Origin of the sequence: Sphingopyxis sp. (assembly GCF_050725655.1) — a bacterium.
Lineage (GTDB): Bacteria > Pseudomonadota > Alphaproteobacteria > Sphingomonadales > Sphingomonadaceae > Sphingopyxis.
Genome location: NZ_JBOHHT010000088.1, coordinates 1 through 21,936 on the forward strand (window position 1 = coordinate 1; position 21,936 = coordinate 21,936).

The 21,936-nt window shown below is 64.6% G+C and carries 24 protein-coding genes, 1 tRNA gene and 1 pseudogene; 5 read left to right on the top strand and 21 right to left on the bottom strand.

All coding sequences use genetic code 11. From position 1 onward, the window contains the following. Positions 1–133 precede the first annotated feature (133 nt). From ACREBX_RS12525 to ACREBX_RS12585, 13 genes are all read right to left on the bottom strand, one after another. On the bottom strand, positions 134–688 hold the full coding sequence (locus ACREBX_RS12525; protein WP_431562076.1) for an AHH domain-containing protein: 555 nt from the start codon (positions 686–688) through the stop codon (positions 134–136). Then, on the bottom strand, positions 610–1,491 hold the full coding sequence (locus ACREBX_RS12530) for a hypothetical protein (RefSeq protein WP_431562077.1): 882 nt from the start codon (positions 1,489–1,491) through the stop codon (positions 610–612). Before ACREBX_RS12530 ends, ACREBX_RS12525 begins: the two co-directional genes overlap by 79 nt. Before the next feature lie 66 nt (positions 1,492–1,557). Then, the gene (locus tag ACREBX_RS12535) at positions 1,558–3,519 is read right to left on the bottom strand and encodes a potassium transporter Kup (protein WP_431562078.1); all 1,962 of its coding nucleotides are present in this window, start codon (positions 3,517–3,519) and stop codon (positions 1,558–1,560) included. A 39-nt stretch (positions 3,520–3,558) separates the two neighbouring features. Then, the gene (locus tag ACREBX_RS12540; RefSeq protein WP_431562079.1) at positions 3,559–4,230 is read right to left on the bottom strand and encodes a tetratricopeptide repeat protein; all 672 of its coding nucleotides are present in this window, start codon (positions 4,228–4,230) and stop codon (positions 3,559–3,561) included. Continuing rightward, the gene (locus ACREBX_RS12545; RefSeq protein WP_431562080.1) at positions 4,227–4,661 is read right to left on the bottom strand and encodes a cytochrome c-type biogenesis protein; all 435 of its coding nucleotides are present in this window, start codon (positions 4,659–4,661) and stop codon (positions 4,227–4,229) included. Before ACREBX_RS12545 ends, ACREBX_RS12540 begins: the two co-directional genes overlap by 4 nt. Further along, positions 4,658–5,188, bottom strand: a complete 531-nt coding sequence (locus tag ACREBX_RS12550; protein ID WP_431562081.1) for a redoxin family protein — start codon at positions 5,186–5,188, stop codon at positions 4,658–4,660. Before ACREBX_RS12550 ends, ACREBX_RS12545 begins: the two co-directional genes overlap by 4 nt. After that, a complete protein-coding gene (locus ACREBX_RS12555; RefSeq protein WP_431562082.1) occupies positions 5,185–7,155 on the bottom strand; it encodes a heme lyase CcmF/NrfE family subunit in 1,971 nt (656 codons plus the stop codon). Before ACREBX_RS12555 ends, ACREBX_RS12550 begins: the two co-directional genes overlap by 4 nt. Continuing rightward, on the bottom strand, positions 7,152–7,589 hold the full coding sequence (ccmE, locus tag ACREBX_RS12560) for a cytochrome c maturation protein CcmE (RefSeq protein ID WP_431562083.1): 438 nt from the start codon (positions 7,587–7,589) through the stop codon (positions 7,152–7,154). Before ccmE ends, ACREBX_RS12555 begins: the two co-directional genes overlap by 4 nt. Next, a complete protein-coding gene (locus ACREBX_RS12565; RefSeq protein WP_431562084.1) occupies positions 7,586–7,741 on the bottom strand; it encodes a hypothetical protein in 156 nt (51 codons plus the stop codon). Before ACREBX_RS12565 ends, ccmE begins: the two co-directional genes overlap by 4 nt. Before the next feature lie 3 nt (positions 7,742–7,744). Further along, entirely contained in the window at positions 7,745–8,479 is a 735-nt protein-coding gene (gene ccmC / locus ACREBX_RS12570) for a heme ABC transporter permease CcmC (RefSeq protein ID WP_431562085.1), read from the bottom strand. A 142-nt stretch (positions 8,480–8,621) separates the two neighbouring features. Then, a complete protein-coding gene (locus tag ACREBX_RS12575; protein ID WP_248454190.1) occupies positions 8,622–8,975 on the bottom strand; it encodes a YbaN family protein in 354 nt (117 codons plus the stop codon). A gap of 134 nt (positions 8,976–9,109) precedes the next feature. Further along, positions 9,110–10,174, bottom strand: a complete 1,065-nt coding sequence (locus tag ACREBX_RS12580) for a Glu/Leu/Phe/Val family dehydrogenase (protein WP_431562086.1) — start codon at positions 10,172–10,174, stop codon at positions 9,110–9,112. Positions 10,175–10,272: 98 nt separating this feature from the next. Further along, positions 10,273–10,349: transfer RNA gene (locus ACREBX_RS12585), tRNA-His, on the bottom strand. A gap of 113 nt (positions 10,350–10,462) precedes the next feature. Here ACREBX_RS12585 and ACREBX_RS12590 point away from each other — a divergent pair. Further along, positions 10,463–11,143 carry a prolyl hydroxylase family protein gene (locus ACREBX_RS12590; RefSeq protein WP_431562087.1) on the top strand — a complete coding sequence of 227 codons (681 nt, stop codon included), beginning with the start codon at positions 10,463–10,465 and terminating at the stop codon, positions 11,141–11,143. Positions 11,144–11,163: 20 nt separating this feature from the next. Here the strand turns inward: ACREBX_RS12590 and ACREBX_RS12595 are convergent, their stop codons facing one another. Continuing rightward, a complete protein-coding gene (locus ACREBX_RS12595) occupies positions 11,164–11,910 on the bottom strand; it encodes an SIMPL domain-containing protein (protein WP_431562088.1) in 747 nt (248 codons plus the stop codon). Between the two features lie 134 nt (positions 11,911–12,044). On the opposite strand from ACREBX_RS12595, the gene ACREBX_RS12600 reads away from it, so the two are divergent. The 3 genes and pseudogenes from ACREBX_RS12600 to ACREBX_RS12610 all read left to right on the top strand — a co-directional run. After that, positions 12,045–13,820 carry an ABC-F family ATP-binding cassette domain-containing protein gene (locus tag ACREBX_RS12600; protein ID WP_431562089.1) on the top strand — a complete coding sequence of 592 codons (1,776 nt, stop codon included), beginning with the start codon at positions 12,045–12,047 and terminating at the stop codon, positions 13,818–13,820. A gap of 163 nt (positions 13,821–13,983) precedes the next feature. Beyond that, positions 13,984–14,241 carry a hypothetical protein gene (locus ACREBX_RS12605; protein WP_431562090.1) on the top strand — a complete coding sequence of 86 codons (258 nt, stop codon included), beginning with the start codon at positions 13,984–13,986 and terminating at the stop codon, positions 14,239–14,241. Next, positions 14,228–14,389, top strand: a pseudogene (locus tag ACREBX_RS12610) (IS3 family transposase); the annotation flags it as partial. The gene ACREBX_RS12605 and the pseudogene ACREBX_RS12610, both read left to right, overlap by 14 nt. A gap of 176 nt (positions 14,390–14,565) precedes the next feature. Here ACREBX_RS12610 and ACREBX_RS12615 read toward each other — a convergent pair. From ACREBX_RS12615 to ACREBX_RS12630, 4 genes are read right to left on the bottom strand one after another with little or no spacing between them, the layout of a single operon-like run. Further along, positions 14,566–16,026: an alcohol dehydrogenase catalytic domain-containing protein gene (locus ACREBX_RS12615; protein ID WP_431562091.1), complete on the bottom strand. Its 1,461-nt coding sequence runs from the start codon at positions 16,024–16,026 to the stop codon at positions 14,566–14,568. 39 nt (positions 16,027–16,065) lie between these two features. Then, a complete protein-coding gene (locus ACREBX_RS12620) occupies positions 16,066–16,812 on the bottom strand; it encodes an SDR family oxidoreductase (RefSeq protein WP_431562109.1) in 747 nt (248 codons plus the stop codon). Positions 16,813–16,841: 29 nt separating this feature from the next. Beyond that, positions 16,842–17,381: a VOC family protein gene (locus ACREBX_RS12625; protein ID WP_431562092.1), complete on the bottom strand. Its 540-nt coding sequence runs from the start codon at positions 17,379–17,381 to the stop codon at positions 16,842–16,844. An 11-nt stretch (positions 17,382–17,392) separates the two neighbouring features. After that, positions 17,393–18,859, bottom strand: a complete 1,467-nt coding sequence (locus ACREBX_RS12630) for an FAD-binding protein (RefSeq protein WP_431562093.1) — start codon at positions 18,857–18,859, stop codon at positions 17,393–17,395. Positions 18,860–18,979: 120 nt separating this feature from the next. Between ACREBX_RS12630 and ACREBX_RS12635 the strand changes: the two genes are divergently transcribed. After that, positions 18,980–19,648 (top strand): TetR/AcrR family transcriptional regulator, encoded by a 669-nt coding sequence (locus ACREBX_RS12635; RefSeq protein WP_431562094.1) that lies wholly within the window; start codon positions 18,980–18,982, stop codon positions 19,646–19,648. A 116-nt stretch (positions 19,649–19,764) separates the two neighbouring features. Here the strand turns inward: ACREBX_RS12635 and ACREBX_RS12640 are convergent, their stop codons facing one another. From ACREBX_RS12640 to ACREBX_RS12650, 3 genes are all read right to left on the bottom strand, one after another. Beyond that, positions 19,765–20,322, bottom strand: a complete 558-nt coding sequence (locus ACREBX_RS12640) for a carboxymuconolactone decarboxylase family protein (RefSeq protein WP_431562095.1) — start codon at positions 20,320–20,322, stop codon at positions 19,765–19,767. Positions 20,323–20,341: 19 nt separating this feature from the next. Next, positions 20,342–20,782 (bottom strand): nuclear transport factor 2 family protein, encoded by a 441-nt coding sequence (locus tag ACREBX_RS12645; protein WP_431562096.1) that lies wholly within the window; start codon positions 20,780–20,782, stop codon positions 20,342–20,344. 260 nt (positions 20,783–21,042) lie between these two features. Beyond that, the gene (locus ACREBX_RS12650) at positions 21,043–21,801 is read right to left on the bottom strand and encodes an SDR family NAD(P)-dependent oxidoreductase (RefSeq protein ID WP_431562110.1); all 759 of its coding nucleotides are present in this window, start codon (positions 21,799–21,801) and stop codon (positions 21,043–21,045) included. Positions 21,802–21,936: the final 135 nt, after the last annotated feature.

Here is a 21,936-nt window from a genome sequence, read left to right on the forward strand (position 1 = left end):
TCCCATATCTCCGAACGCTGAGAGGCCGTGTAATATATCCGCCGTCGCTGCTTCATCGCTACACTCCATCTTCTTCCAAAGATTAAAGTGTTGCCGCCACACGTTGAACCCACCACCGATTGCCGACATCACCCTACGCACCGAACAGCTTGTCGATCGCCTCGTCGAGATAGGGGCGGTCGACGAACAGCCGCATCGGGTCGCGCCGGTTGAGCCAGAAGCCCGCGCCGTGCCGGTCGGTCAGTGCGCGGCGCGTCGTGTCCTGCAACAGGCGCAGGCGCATGACGGCGGTGCGCCGTGCCAGTCGCGGATCGATCGGCGCGTGAAGCGCAAAATGCGCCCTGATCCCCTCGACCCGCGCCGCGACGACATCGCTATAGCCATGATGCGGCCCGCGGTGCAGCGCGTGGCCGGACCGCAACGCCGCCGGCTCGCACGCGGGGAGCATCAAGCCGTTGCGACCGAAATGCTGGAGCGCAAAGCCCTCGCCATGGAGTTGTTCGAACATCGCCGCCATTTGCGGGCGCTGAGACAGGGCGATGGGGATGAGGTGATGGCGCTGGAACCCGGTTTGCGGCGGCGGTGCGCCCTGCCATCCCCGCCGCGGTATCAAGCGTCGCGGCCGAACTCGACAACCACCGTCGACCACCGGCTTCCGCCACTCGCGCCCGGCGACAGGTCGATCCATTCGCCCGTCTCCAGCCCGCGCATCGTACGCGCATGGCGGACCGGGCCGTTGAGCATCATGTCGAGCGCGAGCCGGGACAGCCGCCGGACCATTTCGGCGACGGTCCAGCCGACGGGAATCCGCGCTTCCAGTTCCTGCCCCGCGAAAAGCACCAGCCCCCGCGTTCCCATGCTGGCATCGGTGCCATTTTCCCTGCGCCGGAACGCGACGAGGTGCAGCACCGGCGGCATTCCGCTGGCCAGCATTTCGGCGATCGAGGCGCGAAATTGCGGCGCGTCCGACCACAGCCGCGCCGGCGACCAGAAAATATGGCTGGCATCGAACAGGTCGATCAGCAGCACCATCATCTTGAAGAATTCGCGCATCCGCGTCGGTTGCTCGGTCGATGGCCCCGGCGTCCCATCGCTTTTGGAGTCACGCTCCGGGATAAAGACCCAGCACGCGCCGCTCTCGCGCCATCTTCGGGGCAAGCTGGCCGCAAGCAGGCTGGTCGACGGGTGGTCGGGATCGGCGAGGTCCAGCGCGGCATCTGCTGCGGGGCCGGCCAGAACCGACACCGCCCCGAACGTCAGGCGAAAACGGGGTGCTGCGACCCGCACGGCGACATCGGCGCCGTCCCCGTCGACCCGCTCGGGCTTCAGCCCCATGCGGCGTAGCGCGGTTTCGACGGCATCGCTCGAACCGCCCTGCATCGCCGCTCCGACGATCAAGGCAAAGGGTTCCGGCGGAACCGGTATAATCAGAGCGTCGCGGTTGCCGACATCCATGGTGTTGCGCGGCCTTTTCTGGATCGCCTCTTGCATTGCAAGACTTGCCCCGATGTACAAACGCTTATTGCCAGATGTCGGGAAGTTAATCCTGACGCGGCCTCAGATCGCGACCTGGCTACCCAGCTCGACAACGCGATTGGTCGGCAGGCGGAAATATTCCATCGCGCTTTCCGAATTGCGCAGCATCCACGCGAACAGCTTTTCGCGCCAGATCGGCATGCCCGGCTTGCTCGCCGCGATCAGCGTCTGCCGCGACAGGAAAAAGCTGGTTTCGAGCATCTTGAACTCGCCGCCGCAGCTCGTGACGCGGGTCAGTGCCTCGGGCACGTCGATCGGCTGCATAAAGCCGTAATTGAGCACCAACCGGTGGAACCCCTGTCCCAGATCCTCGAGCAGGCAGAATTTCTCCTCCTGCACGAAAGGCACGTCGGCGATCTTGATCGTCAGCAGGATGATCCGCGCATGCAGCACCTTGTTGTGTTTCAGATTGTGGAGCAGCGCATGCGGCACGCCGTCGCTGCTCGACGTCATGAACACCGCGGTGCCCGGCACACGCGTCGCGCTGTTCGCGGCCGATTTCACGAATACCGGGATCGGCATCGCGCCTTCGGCCATCTCCTGCTGCATCAACTTACGTCCGCGAGACCAGGTAGTGAGCAGGGTGAAGATGGTCAGGCCGATCGCGAGCGGGACCCAGCCGCCATCGGGCACCTTGATCAGATTGGCGCCGAAATAGGCGATGTCGACGATGAAGAAGACCGCGAGGATCGGCAGCGCCTTCCACGCCGGCCATTTCCACAGCGTGAAGAGCACGACCGAAAGCAGGCAGGTGTCGATGAACATCGCCCCCGTCACCGCGATGCCATAGGCCGCGGCAAGGTTGCTCGACGATCCGAAGAAGAGCACGAGGATGATCACCATCACCATCAGCCCCCAATTGACCATCGGGATATAGATCTGCCCCTGCGCCGAAGCACTCGTATGCTCGACGCGCAGGCGGGGCATGAAGCCGAGCTGGATCGCCTGCTGGGTCAGCGAGAAGGCGCCCGAAATCACCGCCTGGCTGGCGATGATCGTCGCGAGGATCGCCAGGATGACGACGGGCACCTGCCACGCCTCGGGCATCATCTGGAAGAAGGGATCGGCGATCAGGTCGCTTCGCGGTCCCATGTCGGCCTCGAGCACCATCGCGCCCTGCCCCATATAGTTCAGCATCAGCGCCGGCAGGACAAAGGTCAGCCAGCTAAGTCCGATCGGCCCGCGGCCGAAATGCCCCATGTCGGCATAAAGCGCCTCGGCCCCCGTCACCGCGAGCACGACCGCGCCGAGCGCGATGAAGGCGGTGAAACCGTCGACGTAGAAGAAGCGTAGCGCGTTCACCGGGTTCAGCGTTTCGACGATGATCCCCGGATGCGTGACGATATGCATCACGCCCAGCGTCGCCAGCATGATGAAATAAAGCAGCATGATCGGCCCGAACAGCGCCCCGACCTTCGCCGTCCCGTGCGCCTGGATCGCGAACAACCCGATCAGGATCGCGAGCGCGATCGGCACGATATAGGGTTCGAATCCCTTGTTGACGTAGGTCAGTCCCTCGGTCGCCGAGAGCACCGACATCGCCGGGGTGATCATGCTGTCGCCATAGAAAAGCGCGGTCGCGAACACCCCGAGCAGGATGATCGGCCAGGTCCAGCGCTTCTCGCCCGACGAACGGCTGATCAGCGCGAGCAGCGCAAGGCTGCCCCCCTCGCCCTTGTTGTCGGCCTTCATGATCGTCAGCACATATTTGAACGTGACGACGAGCATCATCGACCAGAAGACGAGGCTCAGCACGCCATAAATGTGCAGCCGGTCGGCCTCGATCGGGTGATGCCCGGCAAAAGTTTCGCGAAACGCGTAGAGCGGGCTGGTGCCGATGTCGCCGAACACAACGCCGATCGCGCCGACGGCAAGCTTCAGCTTGCCATCGCTGTGATGTCCGTGCCCGTAGTGGGCCGTTTCGGCGCCAGCAGTCACAGCGCCTGCGGCGCCGCCCGCCGCCTGTTGCGACTCAGCAGTCATTGCGGGCCTTTAGACGAGCTTGAGCCTTTGTAATAGGTTTCAATTTGGGACGTCCGCAGTCGGCACGTCGACCGGGGTTTCGGCGGGCAGCTGCGGCCCAAGTGCCTGACGTAATTGCGCCAGCCGCATCTCCAGATCGGGTCGCCACGGCGCATCGGCGGGACTGCGCGCGAGGAGTTGGCCCCACACCGTCTCGGCGCCTTTCAGGTCGCCGCCCTGCGCCAGCGCCAGCCCCGCGAAGAAAGGCGGCGCCGGATGCGACGGATCGCGCTTTGCCGCCTCGTCAAACGCCAGCGCCGCCGCAGGCGACATCACGCCGCCGCCGTGCGCCGCCAGGGCATTGCCGAGCCCGACCCACAGGTCGACATTGTCGGGATAGGTCTCGAGCCCCTTTCCGAGCGTCTTCGCCGCCAGCTCGGTCTTGCCCGTGCGCGCAAAGCCGTCGGACATGCCGAGCCACTGCGCCGCGGGGCCAAAGCGTTCGGACATCCCCTGCCGCTGGTCGGTGATCGCCTCGCCGAAGCCTTCGGGCTCCTCGGGCGCCGCGACGGGCTTGCCGGGCTGCGACGGATGCCCCTGCAGCGCATAGCCCGCGAGACCCAGCATCACCGCCGCCCCCGCCAGCGGCCGCGCCGCGGCGGGCAGCTTGCCAAGCCAGAAGATGCCGCCGATCGTCAGCGCCGCGGCGAGCATCACCCAAAGCCAGATCATGCCGCGTCCTCCTCTTCGTCGTCCGCACCGCGGCGGAAACGGCCAAAGGCCAGCCACCCGCCGAGCGCTAGGAAGAGCAACGGCCCTAGCCACAGCAGCGCCGTCGCGCCATCGAACGGTGGATCATAGCTGACCCAATTGCCATAGCGCGCGACGAGCCAGGACTTGATTTGGGCCGGGCTTTCGCCCGCCGCGATCTTGCTGCGCACCTCGTGGCGCATATCGCCCGCGAGCGGCGCATCGGAATCCGCAATCGACTGCCCCTGACAGACGAGGCAGCGCAACTCTTCCATGAGCGCCTTGGCGCGCGCTTCCTGCGCCGGATCCTTTAGCTGCTGATAGGCATAGGGCGCGGGCGGCAGGCGGTCCTGCGCCGCCGACGGCAGCGCCAATGCCCCGAACAGGCAGAGGAGCAGGAGCCGGAGTGTCACTTCATCGCCTCGAGCTTGGCGACGATCCCGGGCACCTGATCGGCCAGGATAACGCCCTGGATCTGCTCGCGAATGATCCCCTTGCCGTCGATCAGGAAGGTTTCGGGTACGCCCGACGACCCCAGCGCGATTTGGACGCTGCTCTGCATGTCCGACCCTATGCGGTCGAACGGATTACCATATTCGCGCAGGAACATCGCGACATCCTCGGGCCGGTCGCGGATCGCGATGCCGTCGATTGGCACGCCCGCCGCCTTCAGCGCCTCGAGCTGCGGCGCCTCGGCGCGGCACGGAATGCACCAGCTTGCGAAGACATTGACCAGCCGCGGGCGCCCGTCGGCGAGCTGGCTGCTCTTCAACCCCTCGACGCCCGCCGTTGCAGGCAGCAGGTCGAACAGCGGCATCGGCTTGTCGATCCACTGCGACTGGATCAGCGTTTCGGCGGGTGTCACCAACCGATAGACGAAGGCGCCGAACAGCAATCCCATGATCGCGAGCGGCACAAACAGGACCCAGCGGTTCTTCATGGCGCAAAACGCTCCTCGGACTTGCGGGCGCGACGCGCGCGCCAGATACCCAGTAATTGCGCCCGGCCCAGCAGCGACAACGATGCGCCGATCGCGATGAGCGTACCGCCGAGCCAGATCCACCACACCAGCGGCTTCCACCACAGCCGGATCTGGTAGCGGTCGGCGCTGCCATCGTCGCTCGTCACCGGCTGGCCGAGCACGGCATACAGCTGTCCACCCGGCCGCGTCAGCAGCGCCGCTTCGTTGGTCTCGGTCGGTGCCGTGCCCATCAGGCCCGGGAAGGTCCGCGCCTCCGGCCGCATCGTAAAGCTGCCGCCCGACGATGTCGTGGCGACCAGCGTGCCCTCGATCGCTGTGTAATTCGGTCCCGCCACCGGCTTGACGCCGACGAACTTGACCTTGAAATCGCCGACCTTCACCACCTCTCCGGGCGCCGCCGCGACCAGCCGTTCCTTGATGAAGGCGCTTTCCGCTCCCATGCCCGCGAGCGCGACGGCGACGCCGAAATGCGCGGTTACCATTCCCCATGTCGTCAGCGGAGTACGGCGAAGGTTGCGGCCCCAAAGCGGCGCAAGGCTCGCGACCGCGACGACCCCCGCCACGGTCATACCCAGCAGCGGCAGGATGCCGACCTTGCCGCCGAACAGGATCAGCGCGAACAGCACCGCCGCGCCGGCGAAGATCGCCAGCGGCAGCCGCGACCACAGCCGCTTCCCGTCATCCTTGCGCCAGCTCAAAAGCGGCCCCGCGACCATCACGAGGCAAAGGATCAGCGCGAGCGGCCCCGCGACCTTGTTATAATAAGGCGGGCCGACCGAAATCTTCTCGCCCATCGCCTCGGCGACGATCGGATAGAGCGTGCCGAGCAGGACAAGCGCGAGGATCGTGGTGAGCAGCAGATTGTTGATGACGAGCGAGCCTTCGCGGCTCAGCAGCGCGAACTTCTTGCCCTCTGCAACGCTACCGGCGCGCAGCGCGAACAAGGTCAGCGCGCCGCCGATATAGATCGCCATCAGTGCCAGCAGGAACGTCCCGCGCTCGGGATCGACGGCAAAGCTGTGAACGCTCGTCAGCAGCCCCGATCGCACGATGAAGGTGCCGACCATCGACATCGAAAAGCCGATCACCGCAAGCATCACCGTCCACGCGCGCAAGGCATTCCGAGTGGCCGTCACCGCAACCGAATGCAGCAGGGCAGCGCCCGCAAGCCACGGAATCAGCGAGACATTCTCGACCGGGTCCCAGAACCACCAGCCGCCCCAGCCAAGCTCGTAATAGGCCCAGTAACTGCCTGCGGTGATGCCGAGCGTCAGGAAAATCCAGCTCCCGAGCACCCACGGCCGCATCGCACGGGCAAAGGCCGGGCCGATCTCGCGCGTGATCAGTGCGCCGACGGCAAAGCTGAACGCGACCGACAGCCCGACATAACCGACGTAAAGCGTCGGCGGATGGAAGGCGAGCCCGATGTCCTGGAGCAGCGGGTTGAGCCCCTGCCCGTCGGGGGGCGCCACCGGCAACCGCTTGAACGGGTTCGACGAGAAGAGCAGGAAGGCGAAAAAGCCGAGGCTCAGCGCCGCCTGCGCCGCCAAGGTCGCGACCAGCGTGTCCTCGCGCAGCCGCTTTTCGAAGATCGCGATCAACCCGCCCGACAGCGACAGGATCATCAGCCACAGCAGCATCGAGCCTTCGTGATTGCCCCACGTCCCCGCGACCTTGAAGATCATCGGTTTCAGGCTGTTGCTGTTGCGCGCGACCAGCTCGACCGACATGTCGGAGCGCACGAACAGTGCGATCAGCAGGCCGAACGCCGCTGCGGTGAGAACACCCTGCGCAACGCTCGCCGGGCGCACGACCGCCGCCAGATCCTTCGAGCCACCACGCAGGAACAAGGTTCCCGCGACGAGCGACAGGCACGCCAGCGCGGCCGCAATCCACAGCAGGGCCAGACCCAGTTCCGCAATCATGTCGTTGCCGGCGCCTTCATGTTCTTCGGCATATCGCCCATCTGCGGCGGCATATAGCGCTCGTCATGCTTCGCGAGGATGCGGTCGGCGACGAAAATCCCGTCGGCGCGCATCCGGCCGTCAGCGACCATTCCGGATTCTTCGCCGAACAGGTCAGGGACAATGCCCTTATACTCGACCGGCACCGATGCCTTGCCGTCGGTCGCGACGAAGCGGATCGTGAGGCCGTCGGCTTGCCGTTTGATGCTGCCCTTGGCGACCATGCCGCCCAGCCGCATCGGCTCACCGACCCCGGCCTTCCCGTCCTCGATCTCGACCGGCGTGCGGAAATAGGCGGCCTCGTCGCGCAGCGCGCTGGCCGCAAGCACACCCGCACCCGCGACACCGCACAGCGCGACCAGCGCCAGAATCAGCCGTTGATGCTTGGCCTTCATTTCCTGTCCTTACGGAGCGCGTCGCTGCGCTTCTCGGCCTTTTTCATCGCGCGCCAGCTAAACCAGAGCACCGCGCCGGTCAGCACGACCGTCAGTCCATAGGCCGCGGCGACAAACGCCCATTGCCCGCCCCCGCTGATCACCCCCGTCACGCGTCAAATCCCCTCGTCGTCCGCGAGCCGTCGCAGCCGCGCCGCGACGCGATTGTCGGCAATGATCCGCCGCATCCGCATCAGCACAATGGCGCCGAATAGCAACGAAAAGCCGAGCACGGTCAAGCCCAGCGGCCACAACAACGCGCCGTCGATGCTCGATCCGCCAAGTGTGATGCTCGGCCCTTGATGCAGGCTGTTCCACCACACGACGCTGCGGTTGATGATCGGAATGTTGATCGCGCCGACCAGTGCATAGATCGCCGCGCCGCGCGACAGCGAACCGCCCTGCCGCTGCCCGTCATCGCCGCTCGTCAGTGCGATAAAGCCCGCGTACAAAAACAGCAGGACGAGCATCGAGGTCATCCGCCCGTCCCATTCCCACCAGGTCCCCCAGGTCGGGCGCCCCCAGATCGATCCGGTCGCGAGGCAAAGCGCGGTGAACAACATCCCCGGAACCGCGATCGCGCGCGCCGCGATGCCCGACAGCGGATGCCGCCATACAAGCTGGATCAGCCCCGCGATCGCGAGCGATGTCCAGCCGCCCATACCGAGCCACGCCGACGGGACATGAACATAAAGGATGCGTGCGGTTTCGCCCTGCTTGTAATCGCCCGGCACCACCGCGAGCCCGGCCCAGGCACCGCCCAGCACAAGCAACAGCCCGACGCCCAGCAACCACGGCGTCAGCGGCTTGGCAATCGCAAGAAAGCGCGTGGGATTAGCGTAGGCGTGCATCGGATCGCGTCGTCCTTAGGCGAGCCGGAGAAAGGGGTCCAGCAATTTGCCCGGCGCGACCCGGCGGTCCTTCTGTCGCCGCCCCGCGCCGCATGGCCAACCCACCGGGATCACGAAGGAATCGAAGTCACGCTCGGCAAATTCAACCCTCCGGCCGCGTCCATATCCAGCTTCCGGTGACGGCGGCGGCGATCACCGGCACCATCACCCAAGGCCAGGGCGAAAAGATCGCGGCGAGGACAATACTGAAGGCAAAAGCAGCCGTCGCGGCGATCTTGCCCTTGCGGCTGATCGCGCCCTTCTCGCGCCACGCCGCTATATGGTGCCCGAAATGCGGATGCGTCAGCAGCCAATTCTCGAGCCGCGGCGACGAGCGCGCAAAACAAAAGGCGGCGAGAATGACGAACGGCACCGTCGGCAATAGCGGCAGGAACGCGCCAATCGCGCCAAGCCCCAACGACGCCCAGCCCGCGACCAGATAAAAATGCCGTTTCATCAGGGGTTGGCTTAGCGGAAATCGCACATAACAAAACCCCTCCCGCTTGCGGGAGGGGTAGTGAGGCTTGCGAACTTGTTCGCTAGCCGCAACGGGGAGGGCTCGGGCTGGTCGCTCGCCCTCGCCCAAACGGTTCAACCCCGCCCGATCAGCTTCTGCGCCATCCGGTCGGCCACCGACGACGCCGGCGTCCCGCTCGCCTTGCTCTCGGCCCAGATTTCGGCGAGCCGACCGGGGATCAGGTGGATGCGGCTCTCAACTTCCTCGCGGCTGCCCCCCCGCCCTTGGGTTTGGCCCAGATATTCGAGCGCGACGTTGATGATGCCGCCCGCGTTGATGACATAATCGGGGGCATAGACGATGCCGCGATCGTGGATGCGCTGCCCGTCGGCCGCGGTCGCCAGCTGGTTGTTCGCGCCGCCCGCGACGATCGGCACGCGCAGCTTTTCGATACTCGCTTCGGTCAGGATCGCGCCCAGCGCGTTGGGGCTCAGCACATCGGCTTCGATCTCCATGATCGCCGCCGAATCGGCGAGTTCGGCACCGAGTTCGTCGGCGAGTTCCTTCGCGCGCGCCAAATTGACGTCGGCGAGGGTCAGCTTTGCCCCTTCGGCCGCCAGCCGCCGCGCGACGCCGCTGCCGACGCTGCCTACACCCTGGATCGCGATCCGGACATCCTTCGCGCTGTCAGTGTTCAGCCCTTCACGAATCGCCGCCTTGATGCCGAGATAGACGCCCAGCGCGGTCAGCGGACCGGGGTCGCCGCCCGCTTCGCCGCTCGCCACCGGCAGGCCGCTGACATGCTTGGTGTGCTTCGAAATCTGGACCATGTCGGCATCGGTGATCCCGACATCCTCGGCGGTGACATAGGCGCCGCCCAGCGATTCGACCGCCCGGCCGAACGCCGCGAGCAGTTCGGGGGTCTTCGCGCCATGTTCGTCGGCCAGGATCACGCCCTTGCCGCCGCCCATCGGCAGGCCCGCCATCGCATTTTTGTAGCTCATGCCGCGCGACAGGCGCAGCGCGTCGGTGATCGCGGCGGCGCGCTGCGGATAATGCCAGTAACGCACCCCGCCCGCGCCGGGGCCGAGGTGGGTCGAGTGGACGGCGATAACCGCCGTCAGCCCGCTGGCGCGATCGCGGAACATGTGGACATGTTCATGATCGTCGAAATCGGCGAAATCCCAGACAGCGGACATAGACTCATCCTCGCATTAGAAAATTACGTCAGGACGCAATAATGCAACGGGCGCAACGAGTCACCCCAAAAGCGTCCATCACGCTATGATAGAGAAAATGGGGCGACCAACGGGTCTCGAACCCGCGACCTCCGGCACCACAAGCCGGCGCTCTAACCAACTGAGCTATGGTCGCCACATAAACGAAGAGGATGCAAAAAAGCGGCCTCGACAGCGCGCGGCGATAGGCGCGCATCCCCCCGCTCGTCAAGCATTGTTCGCACACACTTCCCTGCTAAAATGCGCGCCATGGCTGCGAATGAACATGTCGACATGGCGACCTCGGGCGCCGACCGTACCGCGGAGCGGCTTGCCGCCGTCCCCGGTATCCGCCGCGCGCCGACGCCGAAGCTGCAACAGTTCATGCTGTCGGGCTTTCTTGATGCCGAAACCTGCGCCGTGCTGATGGCCCAGATCGACCGCGACGTGCGGCCTTCGACGATCGCCGACCCGAACGGCGACACGGCGTTTCGCACCAGCACGACCTGCGACCTCGACCACCGCGACCCGCTGGTGATCGCGGTCAACAACCGTCTCCACGACCTCACCGGCATCCCGCGCGAATATGGCGAACCGATGCAGGGCCAGCGTTACGACGTCGGACAGGAGTTCAAGGCGCACACCGACTATTTCGACCCGCACGGCAGCGACTGGGAAACCTATTGCGCGATTCCCGGCCAGCGCAGCTGGACGCTGATGATCTATCTGAACGAGCCGGAAGCCGGCGGCGCGACGCGCTTCCTAGCGACCGGCAAGATGCACCAGCCCGAGGCCGGCAAGCTGCTCGCATGGAACAATGTTCATACCGACGGCACCGCGAACCCCGACACGCTCCACCACGGGATGAAGGTGCGCAAGGGCCGCAAATATATCATCACGAAATGGTTTCGCGAACGCCCCTGGCCGTGGGCCGAGGGGGAGCTGGCCTAGGACCAGCCCCCACCCGCGTTTTACTTCACCAGACGATACTGGAAATTCAGCGTCAGCGTGTTGCCGACCTGACCGGGTTCGACCGGGGTCGCCTTCGCCGAACCGGCATCCATCGCCATGCGAACCGTCGGCATCGGCGGATTGGGGCCAAAGCTGCCACCTTCGCTGATCGACACCAGCTCGACGCCGCGGAAGCCCGCGAGGCGCGCATAATCCTGCGCCTTCGCTTCGGCCGCCTTGATCGCGGTGCCGCGCGCACCGACGAGCTGCGCGTCGGGATCTTTCATGCCGAACGACGGGCCGTCGATATTGGTGCCCCCTGCGGCGACCAGCGCGTCGAGCAGCGGACCGATGTCGGCGATCTTCGACGTCGTCACGCGCACGCTGTTCGACACCTGATAACCCAGAAACCGCGGCGGCTGGCCGTCGCCGCGGTTGTTATAGTCGTACTGCGGCGACAGGTTGATGCCGCTCGTCTGAATATCCTCGGCCTTGATGCCGCGCGCCTTCACGGCGGCGATCAGCTTGTCCATCGCGGCGGCATTGGCGCGCATCGATTCGACCGCGGTCGGCGCGGTCGTCGTCACGCCGGCGCCGACGGTCGCCTGGTCGGGACGCGAACGCACTTCCTCACTGACCGAAAAGGTCAGGATCGGGCCTTGGGTCGTTGCTGCTGTCACCGTCGAACCTCCCTGCTGCGCAAGCGCCGGCGTCGCCGCCATCAGCGCCAGTCCGGTTGCCATAACGGCGAACATTTGCTTCGTCATTTCATTCTCCTGTGAACCGGGCTTCCGGTGGTTCCTGATCTCCGCCCCGTAACGCAGACGGAGCGAACCCGTTCCGGCCTTTGTGCGCAGCGCGCTTGCATGATGCTGAACGTGACGGTAGCGCGCCGTTCATCATGGCAGCACCGATTTTATCTTATGAGGGCCTCGGCCTTGTGCAGGGCAGCGGCTGGCTGTTCCAGTATCTCGACATCTATGTCGGCGAACGCGACCGTCTCGCGCTGATCGGCCGCAACGGCGCGGGCAAGACGACCCTGCTCAAGCTGCTCGCCGGCCAGATCGACGCCGACAAGGGCAAGCGCGTTATTGTTCCGGGCACCCATGTCGTGATGCTCGAACAGGAGCCCGATTTTTCGCCCTTCGCGACGCTTATGGATTTCGCCATCGCGGCGCCCGATGCGCCGGAAGAATTTGAAGTCGCCGCCATCGCCGACCAGCTCGGCATCGACATGAGCCGCACCGCCGCCAGCGCCTCGGGCGGCGAGCGCCGCCGCGCCGCGCTCGCCCGCGCGCTCGCGCAAAATCCCGACGTGCTGCTGCTCGACGAACCGACCAACCACCTCGACCTTGCCGCGATCGACTGGCTCGAAAGCTGGCTTGCGCGCTATACCGGCGCGTTCGTCGCGATCAGCCACGACCGCACCTTCCTCACCCGCCTGACGCGCCAGACCCTGTGGCTCGACCGTGGCAGCATCCGCCGCAAGGAAATCGGCTTCGGCGGCTTCGAGGAATGGAGCGACGCGATCGCCGCCGAAGAAGCGCGCGCCGCGCAGCGCCTCGATTCGAAGCTTCGCCTCGAGGCACACTGGCTCGAACGCGGCGTCACCGCGCGCCGCAAGCGCAACCAGGGCCGCCTCGAAAAGCTCAAGGAAATGCGCGCGACCCGCGCCGCGATGATCGGCGGCCCCGGCGTCGCCAAGCTCGGCCTCGCCAACGATGACGTGCGCTCGAAATCGGTGATCGTCGCCGAGGGCGTGTCCAAAGGCTTCGGCGACCGCATCATCATCAAGGACTTCGACTTTCGCGTCCAGCGCGGCGACCGCATCGGCATCGTCGGCGCGAACGGCGCGGGCAAGTCGACCCTACTCAAGCTGCTGACCGGCGAAATCCAGCCCGACAAGGGCAGGATCACCCTCGCCCCGACGCTCGACGGCATCGTCATCGACCAGCAGCGCAGCCTGATGTCGCCCGACAAAACCGTCCGCGACATCCTCTCCGACGGCGGCGACTGGATCGAGGTGCGCGGGGTCAAAAAACATATCCAGGGCTATCTCAAGGAATTCCTCTTCGACCCCGGCGTGATCGAGGCAAGCGTCGGCGCGCTGTCGGGCGGCGAACGTTCGCGGCTCCTCCTCGCGCGCGAGTTCGCCCGCGAATCGAACCTGCTCGTCCTCGACGAACCCACCAACGACCTCGACCTCGAAACGCTCGACCTCTTGCAGGAAGTCATCGCCGACTATGCCGGCACCGTCCTGCTCGTCAGCCACGACCGCGACTTCCTCGACCGCACCGTCACCGTAACGCTCGGCCTCGACGGGTCGGGCAAGGTCGACATCGTCGCAGGCGGCTACGCCGACTGGGAAGCAAAGCGGGTCAAGCCGAACGCCACCAAGACCAAGGCATCGAGCGCCGCGCCCGCGCCGCCGCCGACCGCACGCAAGAAACTCACCTACAAAGACCAGCGCGACTACGACCTGCTGCCGGGCCGGATCGAGGAAATCGAAGCCGAGATGGCAAAGGCCGAAACCGAACTCTCAGACGGCACGCTGTTCACGCGCGACCATGCGCGCTTCACCGCGCTGACGGAAAAGCTCGACCAGTTGCGCAGCGAAAAGGCTGCGGCCGAGGATCGCTGGCTTGCACTGGCCGAAGAGGTCGAGGCACTCCAGTAACGCGCATAGGCGCTAAGGCGCGATCATCTACCGCGACGCAAGATCGATGTCGGCTTTGGGGTGGAGCGCTGCCTTACCCCACCTTCGTCATTCCCGGGAACCCGAGCACAGCTTTGTCATAACTCGGCTTGGGTCGGGTTGCGGGTTGTCGTAGATTTCGGCGATGCCGGGATGGACGTCGGGAACATCCTGCGGTGCTTCGGCGAGCCTCGCGGTGGTCTCGTTCGAGTTCGGCCATGCGCGCTTTCATGGCAGGCTGATACAGCCCATCCTCGATCGCGGCCATGATGCCCGCGACCGCGCGCTCGATCTTTGCAAGCGCCCGCCGTTCAAGTTCGGCGCGCCTGACCGTCCGGCTATTGGTGCAGGAGCGGCCACGGTGATGACCAACGCAACCGTAGCGGTCAGTCGAGCACTATAATCATCGGCGCTACCACGAGAGCCTCGACAATGTGACGCCCGCCGATGCCTACTTCGGCCGAGCCGAAGCCATCATCAAACAACGCGAAAGGATCAAGCGACAGACCATCGAACATCGGCGCTTGCCGCACCGCAAGCTCGCCGCCTAATATCAACCCCAAGACGAGGCCGACACTCCGCTAATCTACGCCGCTCTTTGAGCCAAATGTTCTGACGACGGACAATCGCAGTGAGGTCGGCTTCCGCGAAGGCTATATCACCATGAAGGACGCACGACAGCGCACCAAGGGCGAGCCGGGTGTCGATGCCATCAAGCGGTGTCGGTTCAGGGAATCAGGACGATCTTTCCGCCCACGCCCCCGCACTCCATGAGGCGATGTGCATCGGCTACTTTCGAGAGCGGCAGCCGGTGAGCGATTGGAATCCTTCTGTTGCCGACAGCCCATTCGCGGAAAAACTGCTCGAGGCGCATACGATCAAAGGCCACCGTGAACGAACAGAAGCGCTGCGTGGAATGAGCCGGCGGTTCCGGCGGTGGAACTGCGATCGAAGCCAGAATCCCATCGGGTTTCAGATGGGCGAAGAGGCGCCGGGCAATGTCGCCGCCGACGGTATCAGCCACGGCATCGAAGGGACCGGCGCTAGCGAGTGCGGCTTCGTCTGCAAGATCAATCGTCGCGGTAACGGCCAGATCGGCAATTGCGGCGCGACTGTCCGGGCGGACGCCCGCAAAGACAGTGGCGCCGGCGTCCAGCGCCGCCATCACCGCGGCCCGCCCCGTGGACCCTCCCGCACCCGTCACGAGGATTCGGTCTCCGGCACGCGGACGAATGCCGATCTCCACCAATTGCGTGCCGGTAAGAACGCCAGTTGGGGCGGCTGCGGCTGCCGCCAGGTCGATCGTATCCGGCACCTTGGCGAAGGCGCTTTCGGGGGCAATGATGTGACTGGCATAGCCGCCGTTCGCAAACGGGTTGATCATGCCCGCCACGCGATCGCCGATCGCGAACTGGGCCACGTTATCGCCCACCGCTTCCACCACGCCCGATACGTCGCCGCCGAGCTGAGCCGGAAAGGCAAGCGGAACAAAGTCGTGCAGTAAGCCGCTCCGTGCCTTGAGGTCGACTGGATTGACGGCTGCACCGGCAACGCGGATCCGCAACTCACCAGAACCGGGGGCCGCTTTCGGCGCCGTTGCCACCCGGAACTGGTCGGGACCACCATAGCCGATGAGCTCCACCACCGTCATCTCGCCCCCGGTCTCCCCGGTTGCCGGGGAGCCCGTTGGCAAGGATGGGGTGAAGCGCTGCGCCCGGGCCTTCAGGCATTCGACAAGCCTATCGAACATCGGTGTGCGCTCCAGCAGTTCGAGGATCACTCCGGGGGCTTCAGATGACCGAAAATACACGAAGCGCTGGCCCGCGACTTCGCCATCGGCGAACCGTTCCATCCCGCGCGATTCCGCATTCCGCGCGTCGCGATCGATATCATCGGTCGCAAACGCAAGACGCTGAAGTCCGATGATCGGACGGTTCAGCGCATCATGGAAGGGAGATGGACCATCGCCGCCAACCTGTATCAACTCGAGCAGGCGACCGTCATGCCAGGCGACGGCGACATTGCACGGCAGGGTGATCGCGCGCGTTTCATAGCGCATGGAGAGGTTCAGCCCGCGAAAGACGGTCCAAGGTCCCACACCGACCTGCCGTTCCCAAAACCCGATGGTGCGATCGAGGTCGTCGGTCGCAACGCTGATCTGATCGAACTGGCCAAACCACGACGCCATCCCGATTTCCTCCAATAATGCGCGGCCCCGACTGCGCGTTCAGGCAAATGCGCCAAAGACTTCGGCGATCGACGGATTGCGCCGGAGCGTCTGCCCGCCGCTGACATGGATGGTCTGGCCGGAGACGAAACTGGCTTCGTCGCTTGCCAGCCATAGCGCCGCATCGGCGACATCGGCCGCCACGCCACTGCGGCCCAACGGGATTTCCCGGCGGTAAAGCGCAGCGACGCTCGGCACCATCAACCCACCGCCGGACATGGGGGAATCGGCCACACCACCCGGCGCGATCGAATTGGCGCGGATGCCCTGATGACCGAACTCATGCGCGATGCAGCGGATGACATGGTCGATCCCCGCCTTTGTGCCCATATAGGCCGCGTGGTGATCGAACATGATCGTCGCGGTGACCGACGAGATCTGAATGATTGACCCGCCCGCCGTCATCGCCCGAAGGAGTGCCTGAAAGAACTGGAACGGCCCGGTGAACTGCACAGCCGCCATCTGCTCCAGGTCATTGCGGTCGTGTTCGAGAAAGGGCTTGAGCAAGCCCCAGCCGGTCGCGTTAACCCCGATGTCCAGCCCGCCCAACCGATCGGCGGTCGCGGCGACAAGCCGATCCACGCTCTCCTCGACGCCAATGTCACAGACCTGCCATTCGGTTCCGATCGCGGCCGCCACCTGCTGCAGCGCCTCGGCGCGTCGGCCGGCGATCGTCACCCTGGCGCCCTGCTCGACATAGCGCGCTGCGATAGCCGCGCCGACATTGCCGGGCGCCACACCCAGCACCAACGCCCTTTTGTCCTTCAAACGTTCGCTCATAACCGGTCTCCTGCCGACAAATCGATGATGTGGAATGGACTGCTGCTGTCCCAATTTCGGGCGGCGACGATGCCGGCATTGATCATCTCGCGCATGCCTTCTCCCTCGATGAACTCGAACAACACGCCAGGCTCCTGATCGGCTTCCATATAGGCCACCCGCGTCGCCGGGTTCGACGCCTCGAAGGCGACCTTGAAGCCATCGCCCTTCGCCCGCGCGACGGCCGCCTCCAGATTGTCGACCACCCAGGCGAGATGATGGATGCCAAGGATCGGTTTTCCGGCTGCATCGCGATAAGGCGACGGCGTTTCATTGGTGATCTTGATCAGCTCGACCTGGACGTTGCCCTGATAAGCGAGTCCTACGTCCATCGTCACCACGCCCGCATGGCCGCGATAGCGTCCGTCGAGGCGGACATTGCGGAACACCGTCCACGGGCCCACACCCATCAAGGTGATCCAGCGCTGGATGCTCGCATCGAGATCGTCGACGAGATAGCCGATCTGGTCGATTGGGCCGTATTTTGCTTGGCTCATCGGCTGTCCTCTCAAGTCAAAGTTGCAGCATGGCGCCCGGCGCGTCGGCCGAAGAAGGAGGCTTCGCCCAGGCAGGTGCCCGACGCATAGCCATTGCTGTCCTGCGCGATGTTGGATGCGCAGGCGCCCGCGGCGTAAAGACCGCGCACGGCGCCGCCGACTTCGTTCAGCACCTCGCCACTGGCGGATACCTTGAGCCCGCCAAGCGTGAAGCCGGTATAGACCGCGCGGCCGAATGACAGGTCGAACGCGGCATAGGGGGCCTCGGTCAACGGCTTTAGCCATTTGGAATATTTGTGGAACGCGGGATCCTCGCCATTGGCAGCGTGAGCGTTATAGGCCGCCATCGTCGCCTGCAAGCTGCCTTCAGGCAGCTTCAGCCCGGCTTCCATCTCGGCGATCGTTTCGAACCCGTCGATCAAGCTCTGGTTGGTCAGTGACGCGAAGTGCGGATAGGCAAAGATCGCCGCATCCGCGATCAGATAGACGATCCCGTCCGGTTGCCGCGCGGAGAAGATGCCCGACCGGCTGTGATAGGAATCCTCCGCCACGAAGCGCCGACCGTCACGATTGACGAGAATGCCCTTCAGCAGATCTTCGGGCGGGTAGAAGGGTGATGTCAGGAACGGCTCGTCCATGTGGATGGCGACGCCGCCTGCGGCCTCGCCCATCCGGATGCCAAGTCCGTCGTCATGCGGACTGCCCTGCACATAGGCCGATTTCAGGATGGGAACATGTTGGGCCACCATGTCCGGATTCTGGCCGAATCCGCCAGCGGCCAGCACCACCGCCTTGGTCGCGCGCACATAATTCGTCTCGCCGAAGCGGCGTACGCGCACGCCGACGATGCGGCCGCCATCCTGCACCAGCGCCTCGACCTTCATGTCGGCCATGATCTCGACACCCGCCACCTCGGCGCGTTCGGAAAGGATCCGCAGCGCGAGTGCGCCACCGCCTTCCTCGCCATCGAATGCCACCTTGTGCCCGCGCGGCGCCGGCCTGGCCTTCTCGCGATAGGGCCACACCTGTTCATTGCCCGTCCAGATCAGGCATTCGCGGCCCGGCTGGACGACATTCTTCTGCGGATAATAGCTGCGGTCGAACGGAACGCCCTGCGCCTCCAGCCAGTCAAAATGGGCGACGCTGCCGTCCGCATAGAAACGGATCTTCTCATAGTCGGGGTCGAGTGCGACCGCTTCCAGATAGCGCGCCATCTCTTCGGCCGTATCCTCGAAGCCGCAGGCTTTCTGCACGGCCGTGCCGCCGCCGAGATAGAAATGCCCCGCCGCGGCCGAGGTGCTGCCGGTGCAGCCGCTCGTCCGCTCGATCACAATCACGGACGCGCCCGTCGCCCGCGCTTCGATCGCGGCGCAGGCACCCGCCATGCCGAAGCCGACGATCACCACATCGGCCATCGTCGCCCAGCTTTCTACCGCCACCGCATCCAGCAGCAGCGAGCCATCCACGCCATCACTCATGCCCCATTCGCTCCTCTATCTCTGTTTGGGAATTATGGCATACTCACAGTCCAGTCAATCGTTCTATTGCAAAACACGAGCTTTCGCGGCAACAGGGAAGCGTTCGGAAAGGGATCGGAAATGAGCACAGCCACTATCGCCGCGCAGCCGGCACGCGGGCGCGGGCGCCCCGGCGGACGCACAGCCGTTCAGGAGCAGAAACGGCGGCAGACGCGCGCAGCGATCCTGGAGGCCACGGGCGAGGTGTTTGCAGCCACGCCATATGTCTACGCGACGATCGACGACATCATCCGTGCCGCCGGCGTCAGTCGCGCGACATTCTATATGCATTTCGAATCCAAGCTGGCGTTGGCGCTCGCCATTTATGACGGGATCACCGTCGACTGGATGGAGCTCTTTGATCGACTTCCGCCCGTTGCAACGGATGATCATCGCGAACTGACGGCGTGGCTCAAGGCGCTGGCCGCGCTGTATGTCGACCATGGCTACGTCACCGCGCTCGTTGGCCAGCTCGAAGTCTTCGAGCCCAGCTTCCGCCAGCGGCTGCACAACGATCGCGACGCTCTCATCGACCGGCTCGGGGTGGCTGGTGTTGGCGGCTTCGTCGGTGCTGCCGGCAAGGGTGAGGCCGCGCTCCTCCAACGCGCGCGCGCGCGTCTGCTCCTCCGTCGGATAGACCAGGTGTGCAGCGACCTCTCGCTGCCGAAGGTCCTCAGCACAGCCGAAGCCGACACCTATGTCCGCCTGACCGTCGAGGAGATGGGTCAATTCATGGGTGGGCTCCCCTGAGCCTTATTTGCCTTTGTCGCTGCGATACGCCCAGTGCCAAGGTTGAACCAGAGGCGCCGACGAGCACTGACGAGATGGGCATCTTTATGGCCGGGCGCCCGAGCTCAATATTGATCCTATCCGGCTGGGTCCGCCGCGAATGGCAGACATACCTCGTCGAAGCCCAGCACATGCGCCACGCGACCAAGCCCGACCCACGACGCGACGCAATGGGCGAGATCGGCGATCTCCGCGTCGGAGAAATTGGCCCGCATCCGTTCCCAGAATATTTCATTCTCCGCCAGCTCCTTGGGGTCGGTACCGAAAAGCTCCGCGAATTCGATGGTTAGCACTTCCCGTGGGCTGAAGAGCGTCGCGGTGCGCCATTGGTTCACCGCCTCATAAAATGCCTCGTCAGGGGCGGGGCCATTGTCCGCCACCGTCGCGCGCGTGCCGATTCCCGAAAAAACTCCGCCCAGATCACGCGCCGCGCGGAAGCGCTGGCAGATGAGGCAGCCGTTCAGTTCTGCCGTGCGAGCGCGAGCGCCCTCAAATTCACGCAACGACAGTCGGGAATGTTGATAGACGGCCTTGGAAAAATCGCCGGCCGCGGACATAAGCTCGGGAACCAATTGCTCGCCGGCATAGCCATAGGGGTCATGAGCCCGATCTGATGGAATATCGATACGCATCATTGTCTCTCCTTATCGATTGTCACGGCGACATTCCCGCCGGGGCGTTATAGGACCAGCCCTTTTCCTCTCGGCGAGAAGAAATGCGCCAGCCACGGCTCGTTCGGACCAACTTGTCGCAATACCAAAGGCCGATGAAGAACACGCGCTCCGCGCCATCGTGCTCCATCACCATCGGATTGAACAGGATGGTGCGGGCGGTAGCGCTATCGCCATCGATTTCCAGCCGGGTGGTGGTGGAGATGTGCTGAAACATCGAAAAGCTCGGCATCACTTCGGCAAGGAACGCCTTGATTTCCTGAAGTCCGCCCATGATTCCGCCGACGTCGGAATAATCGATCGTCGCGTCGGGGGTGAAAGCCTCGTCGAGCGCGCCGTAATCGCGATCGTCGATGGCGTGTGCGTAACGCGCGATCAGGTCGTGAATCTCCAGCCGATCCGATATTTGCTGCAGTGAAAGCACGGGCGCTCCTTTCAGTCGTCTGGCGGCCGCGCAACGCGCAGTCAGGGGATTTCGAACCCAATGACGTCATAGTCCTTGCGAAACCGATGGATGGCGGAAAGACCAGAAAACCCGGCCCCGATAATGACAATTTTGCGGTTTTCGATATTTCCTTCGAACCTCGAATCTTTGCGATGCAGCCGTTTCTTCGACCGGACGCTGGTTGAGCGCCTCGCGGCGCCAGAGCGCGTAAATTACCTTTTCCACCTGGACCGGTCCTGTCAGTCGAAATTAGCCTGCCCGCCGTCGAGCGGGATCGTCGCGCCGGTCAGATAGCGCAGGTCGTCGGAGGCGAGCGCTGCGACGCCCCGGCCGATATCCTCCTCGCAATCGCCGACGCGGCCGAGCGGAATGGTCTGAAAATAAGCCGCCGCTTCGTCCGGGCTGCCCTTGATCCAACCTTCCATGCCCGGCGACATGGCAAGCGGTGCAATACTGAGCACGCGGATGCCGTCTGTGCCCCATTCGGCGGCGGCGGCGCGCGTCAGATTGCGCATCGCCTGTTTGATTGCGCCATAAGTGCCATAGCCTGCCATGTTCCAACGAACGCCCGCCGAGGTGACGAGATTGAAGATCACCCCGCCGCCCCGCGCCTTCATCACCGGCTGGACCAGCCTCATCAACCGGAAGGCGGCCAGGGGGCCACTTTCGAAACCGCCGGCAAAAGCCTCGTCCTCGACCTCCAGCAGCGCTCCAAGCGGCACTTCCTGCGCATTGTTCACAAGGATATCGATCCCGCCGAGCGCATCGACCGTCCGATCGACTAACTGCGCCAAATCGGCGGCGCTGCGAACATTGCCCGTGGTCGCGAAAGCGCGCCGGCCAATGGCTTCGATCTCGGGGACTACCTTGTCCAGCGTCTCTTGCGTCCGTCCCATCAGCGCGACGTCTGCACCCTGGCGCGCCAATGCAAGCGCGATGCCTCGACCTACGCCCTGCCCGCCGCCGGTAATAAGCGCTACCTTGCCATTCAACGTCATGGTTCCGCTTTCCAACGAACGACGCGTACATCGACGCATGATCGACCGAGTCTCAAAAATTGTCGTCTGAGAAGCCGATGCCAGTGAGCAGGCGCAAGATGGACCTGCCGCATCGGGCGCAACGGGACCGAACAC

What these genes read in the sequence shown, in the direction of transcription:
- ACREBX_RS12525 (WP_431562076.1), bottom strand. Translation starts at nt 688, where the DNA reads ATGGATCGACCTGTCGCCGGGCGCGAGTGGCGGAAGCCGGTGGTCGAC.
- ACREBX_RS12530 (WP_431562077.1), bottom strand. Translation starts at nt 1,491, where the DNA reads ATGCAAGAGGCGATCCAGAAAAGGCCGCGCAACACCATGGATGTCGGC.
- ACREBX_RS12535 (WP_431562078.1), bottom strand. Translation starts at nt 3,519, where the DNA reads ATGACTGCTGAGTCGCAACAGGCGGCGGGCGGCGCCGCAGGCGCTGTG.
- ACREBX_RS12540 (WP_431562079.1), bottom strand. Translation starts at nt 4,230, where the DNA reads ATGATCTGGCTTTGGGTGATGCTCGCCGCGGCGCTGACGATCGGCGGC.
- ACREBX_RS12550 (WP_431562081.1), bottom strand. Translation starts at nt 5,188, where the DNA reads ATGAAGAACCGCTGGGTCCTGTTTGTGCCGCTCGCGATCATGGGATTG.
- ACREBX_RS12555 (WP_431562082.1), bottom strand. Translation starts at nt 7,155, where the DNA reads ATGATTGCGGAACTGGGTCTGGCCCTGCTGTGGATTGCGGCCGCGCTG.
- ccmE (WP_431562083.1), bottom strand. Translation starts at nt 7,589, where the DNA reads ATGAAGGCCAAGCATCAACGGCTGATTCTGGCGCTGGTCGCGCTGTGC.
- ccmC (WP_431562085.1), bottom strand. Translation starts at nt 8,479, where the DNA reads ATGCACGCCTACGCTAATCCCACGCGCTTTCTTGCGATTGCCAAGCCG.
- ACREBX_RS12575 (WP_248454190.1), bottom strand. Translation starts at nt 8,975, where the DNA reads ATGAAACGGCATTTTTATCTGGTCGCGGGCTGGGCGTCGTTGGGGCTT.
- ACREBX_RS12580 (WP_431562086.1), bottom strand. Translation starts at nt 10,174, where the DNA reads ATGTCCGCTGTCTGGGATTTCGCCGATTTCGACGATCATGAACATGTC.
- ACREBX_RS12590 (WP_431562087.1), top strand. Translation starts at nt 10,463, where the DNA reads ATGGCTGCGAATGAACATGTCGACATGGCGACCTCGGGCGCCGACCGT.
- ACREBX_RS12595 (WP_431562088.1), bottom strand. Translation starts at nt 11,910, where the DNA reads ATGACGAAGCAAATGTTCGCCGTTATGGCAACCGGACTGGCGCTGATG.
- ACREBX_RS12600 (WP_431562089.1), top strand. Translation starts at nt 12,045, where the DNA reads ATGGCAGCACCGATTTTATCTTATGAGGGCCTCGGCCTTGTGCAGGGC.
- ACREBX_RS12605 (WP_431562090.1), top strand. Translation starts at nt 13,984, where the DNA reads ATGCCGGGATGGACGTCGGGAACATCCTGCGGTGCTTCGGCGAGCCTC.
- ACREBX_RS12615 (WP_431562091.1), bottom strand. Translation starts at nt 16,026, where the DNA reads ATGGCGTCGTGGTTTGGCCAGTTCGATCAGATCAGCGTTGCGACCGAC.
- ACREBX_RS12625 (WP_431562092.1), bottom strand. Translation starts at nt 17,381, where the DNA reads ATGAGCCAAGCAAAATACGGCCCAATCGACCAGATCGGCTATCTCGTC.
- ACREBX_RS12630 (WP_431562093.1), bottom strand. Translation starts at nt 18,859, where the DNA reads ATGAGTGATGGCGTGGATGGCTCGCTGCTGCTGGATGCGGTGGCGGTA.
- ACREBX_RS12635 (WP_431562094.1), top strand. Translation starts at nt 18,980, where the DNA reads ATGAGCACAGCCACTATCGCCGCGCAGCCGGCACGCGGGCGCGGGCGC.
- ACREBX_RS12640 (WP_431562095.1), bottom strand. Translation starts at nt 20,322, where the DNA reads ATGATGCGTATCGATATTCCATCAGATCGGGCTCATGACCCCTATGGC.
- ACREBX_RS12650 (WP_431562110.1), bottom strand. Translation starts at nt 21,801, where the DNA reads ATGACGTTGAATGGCAAGGTAGCGCTTATTACCGGCGGCGGGCAGGGC.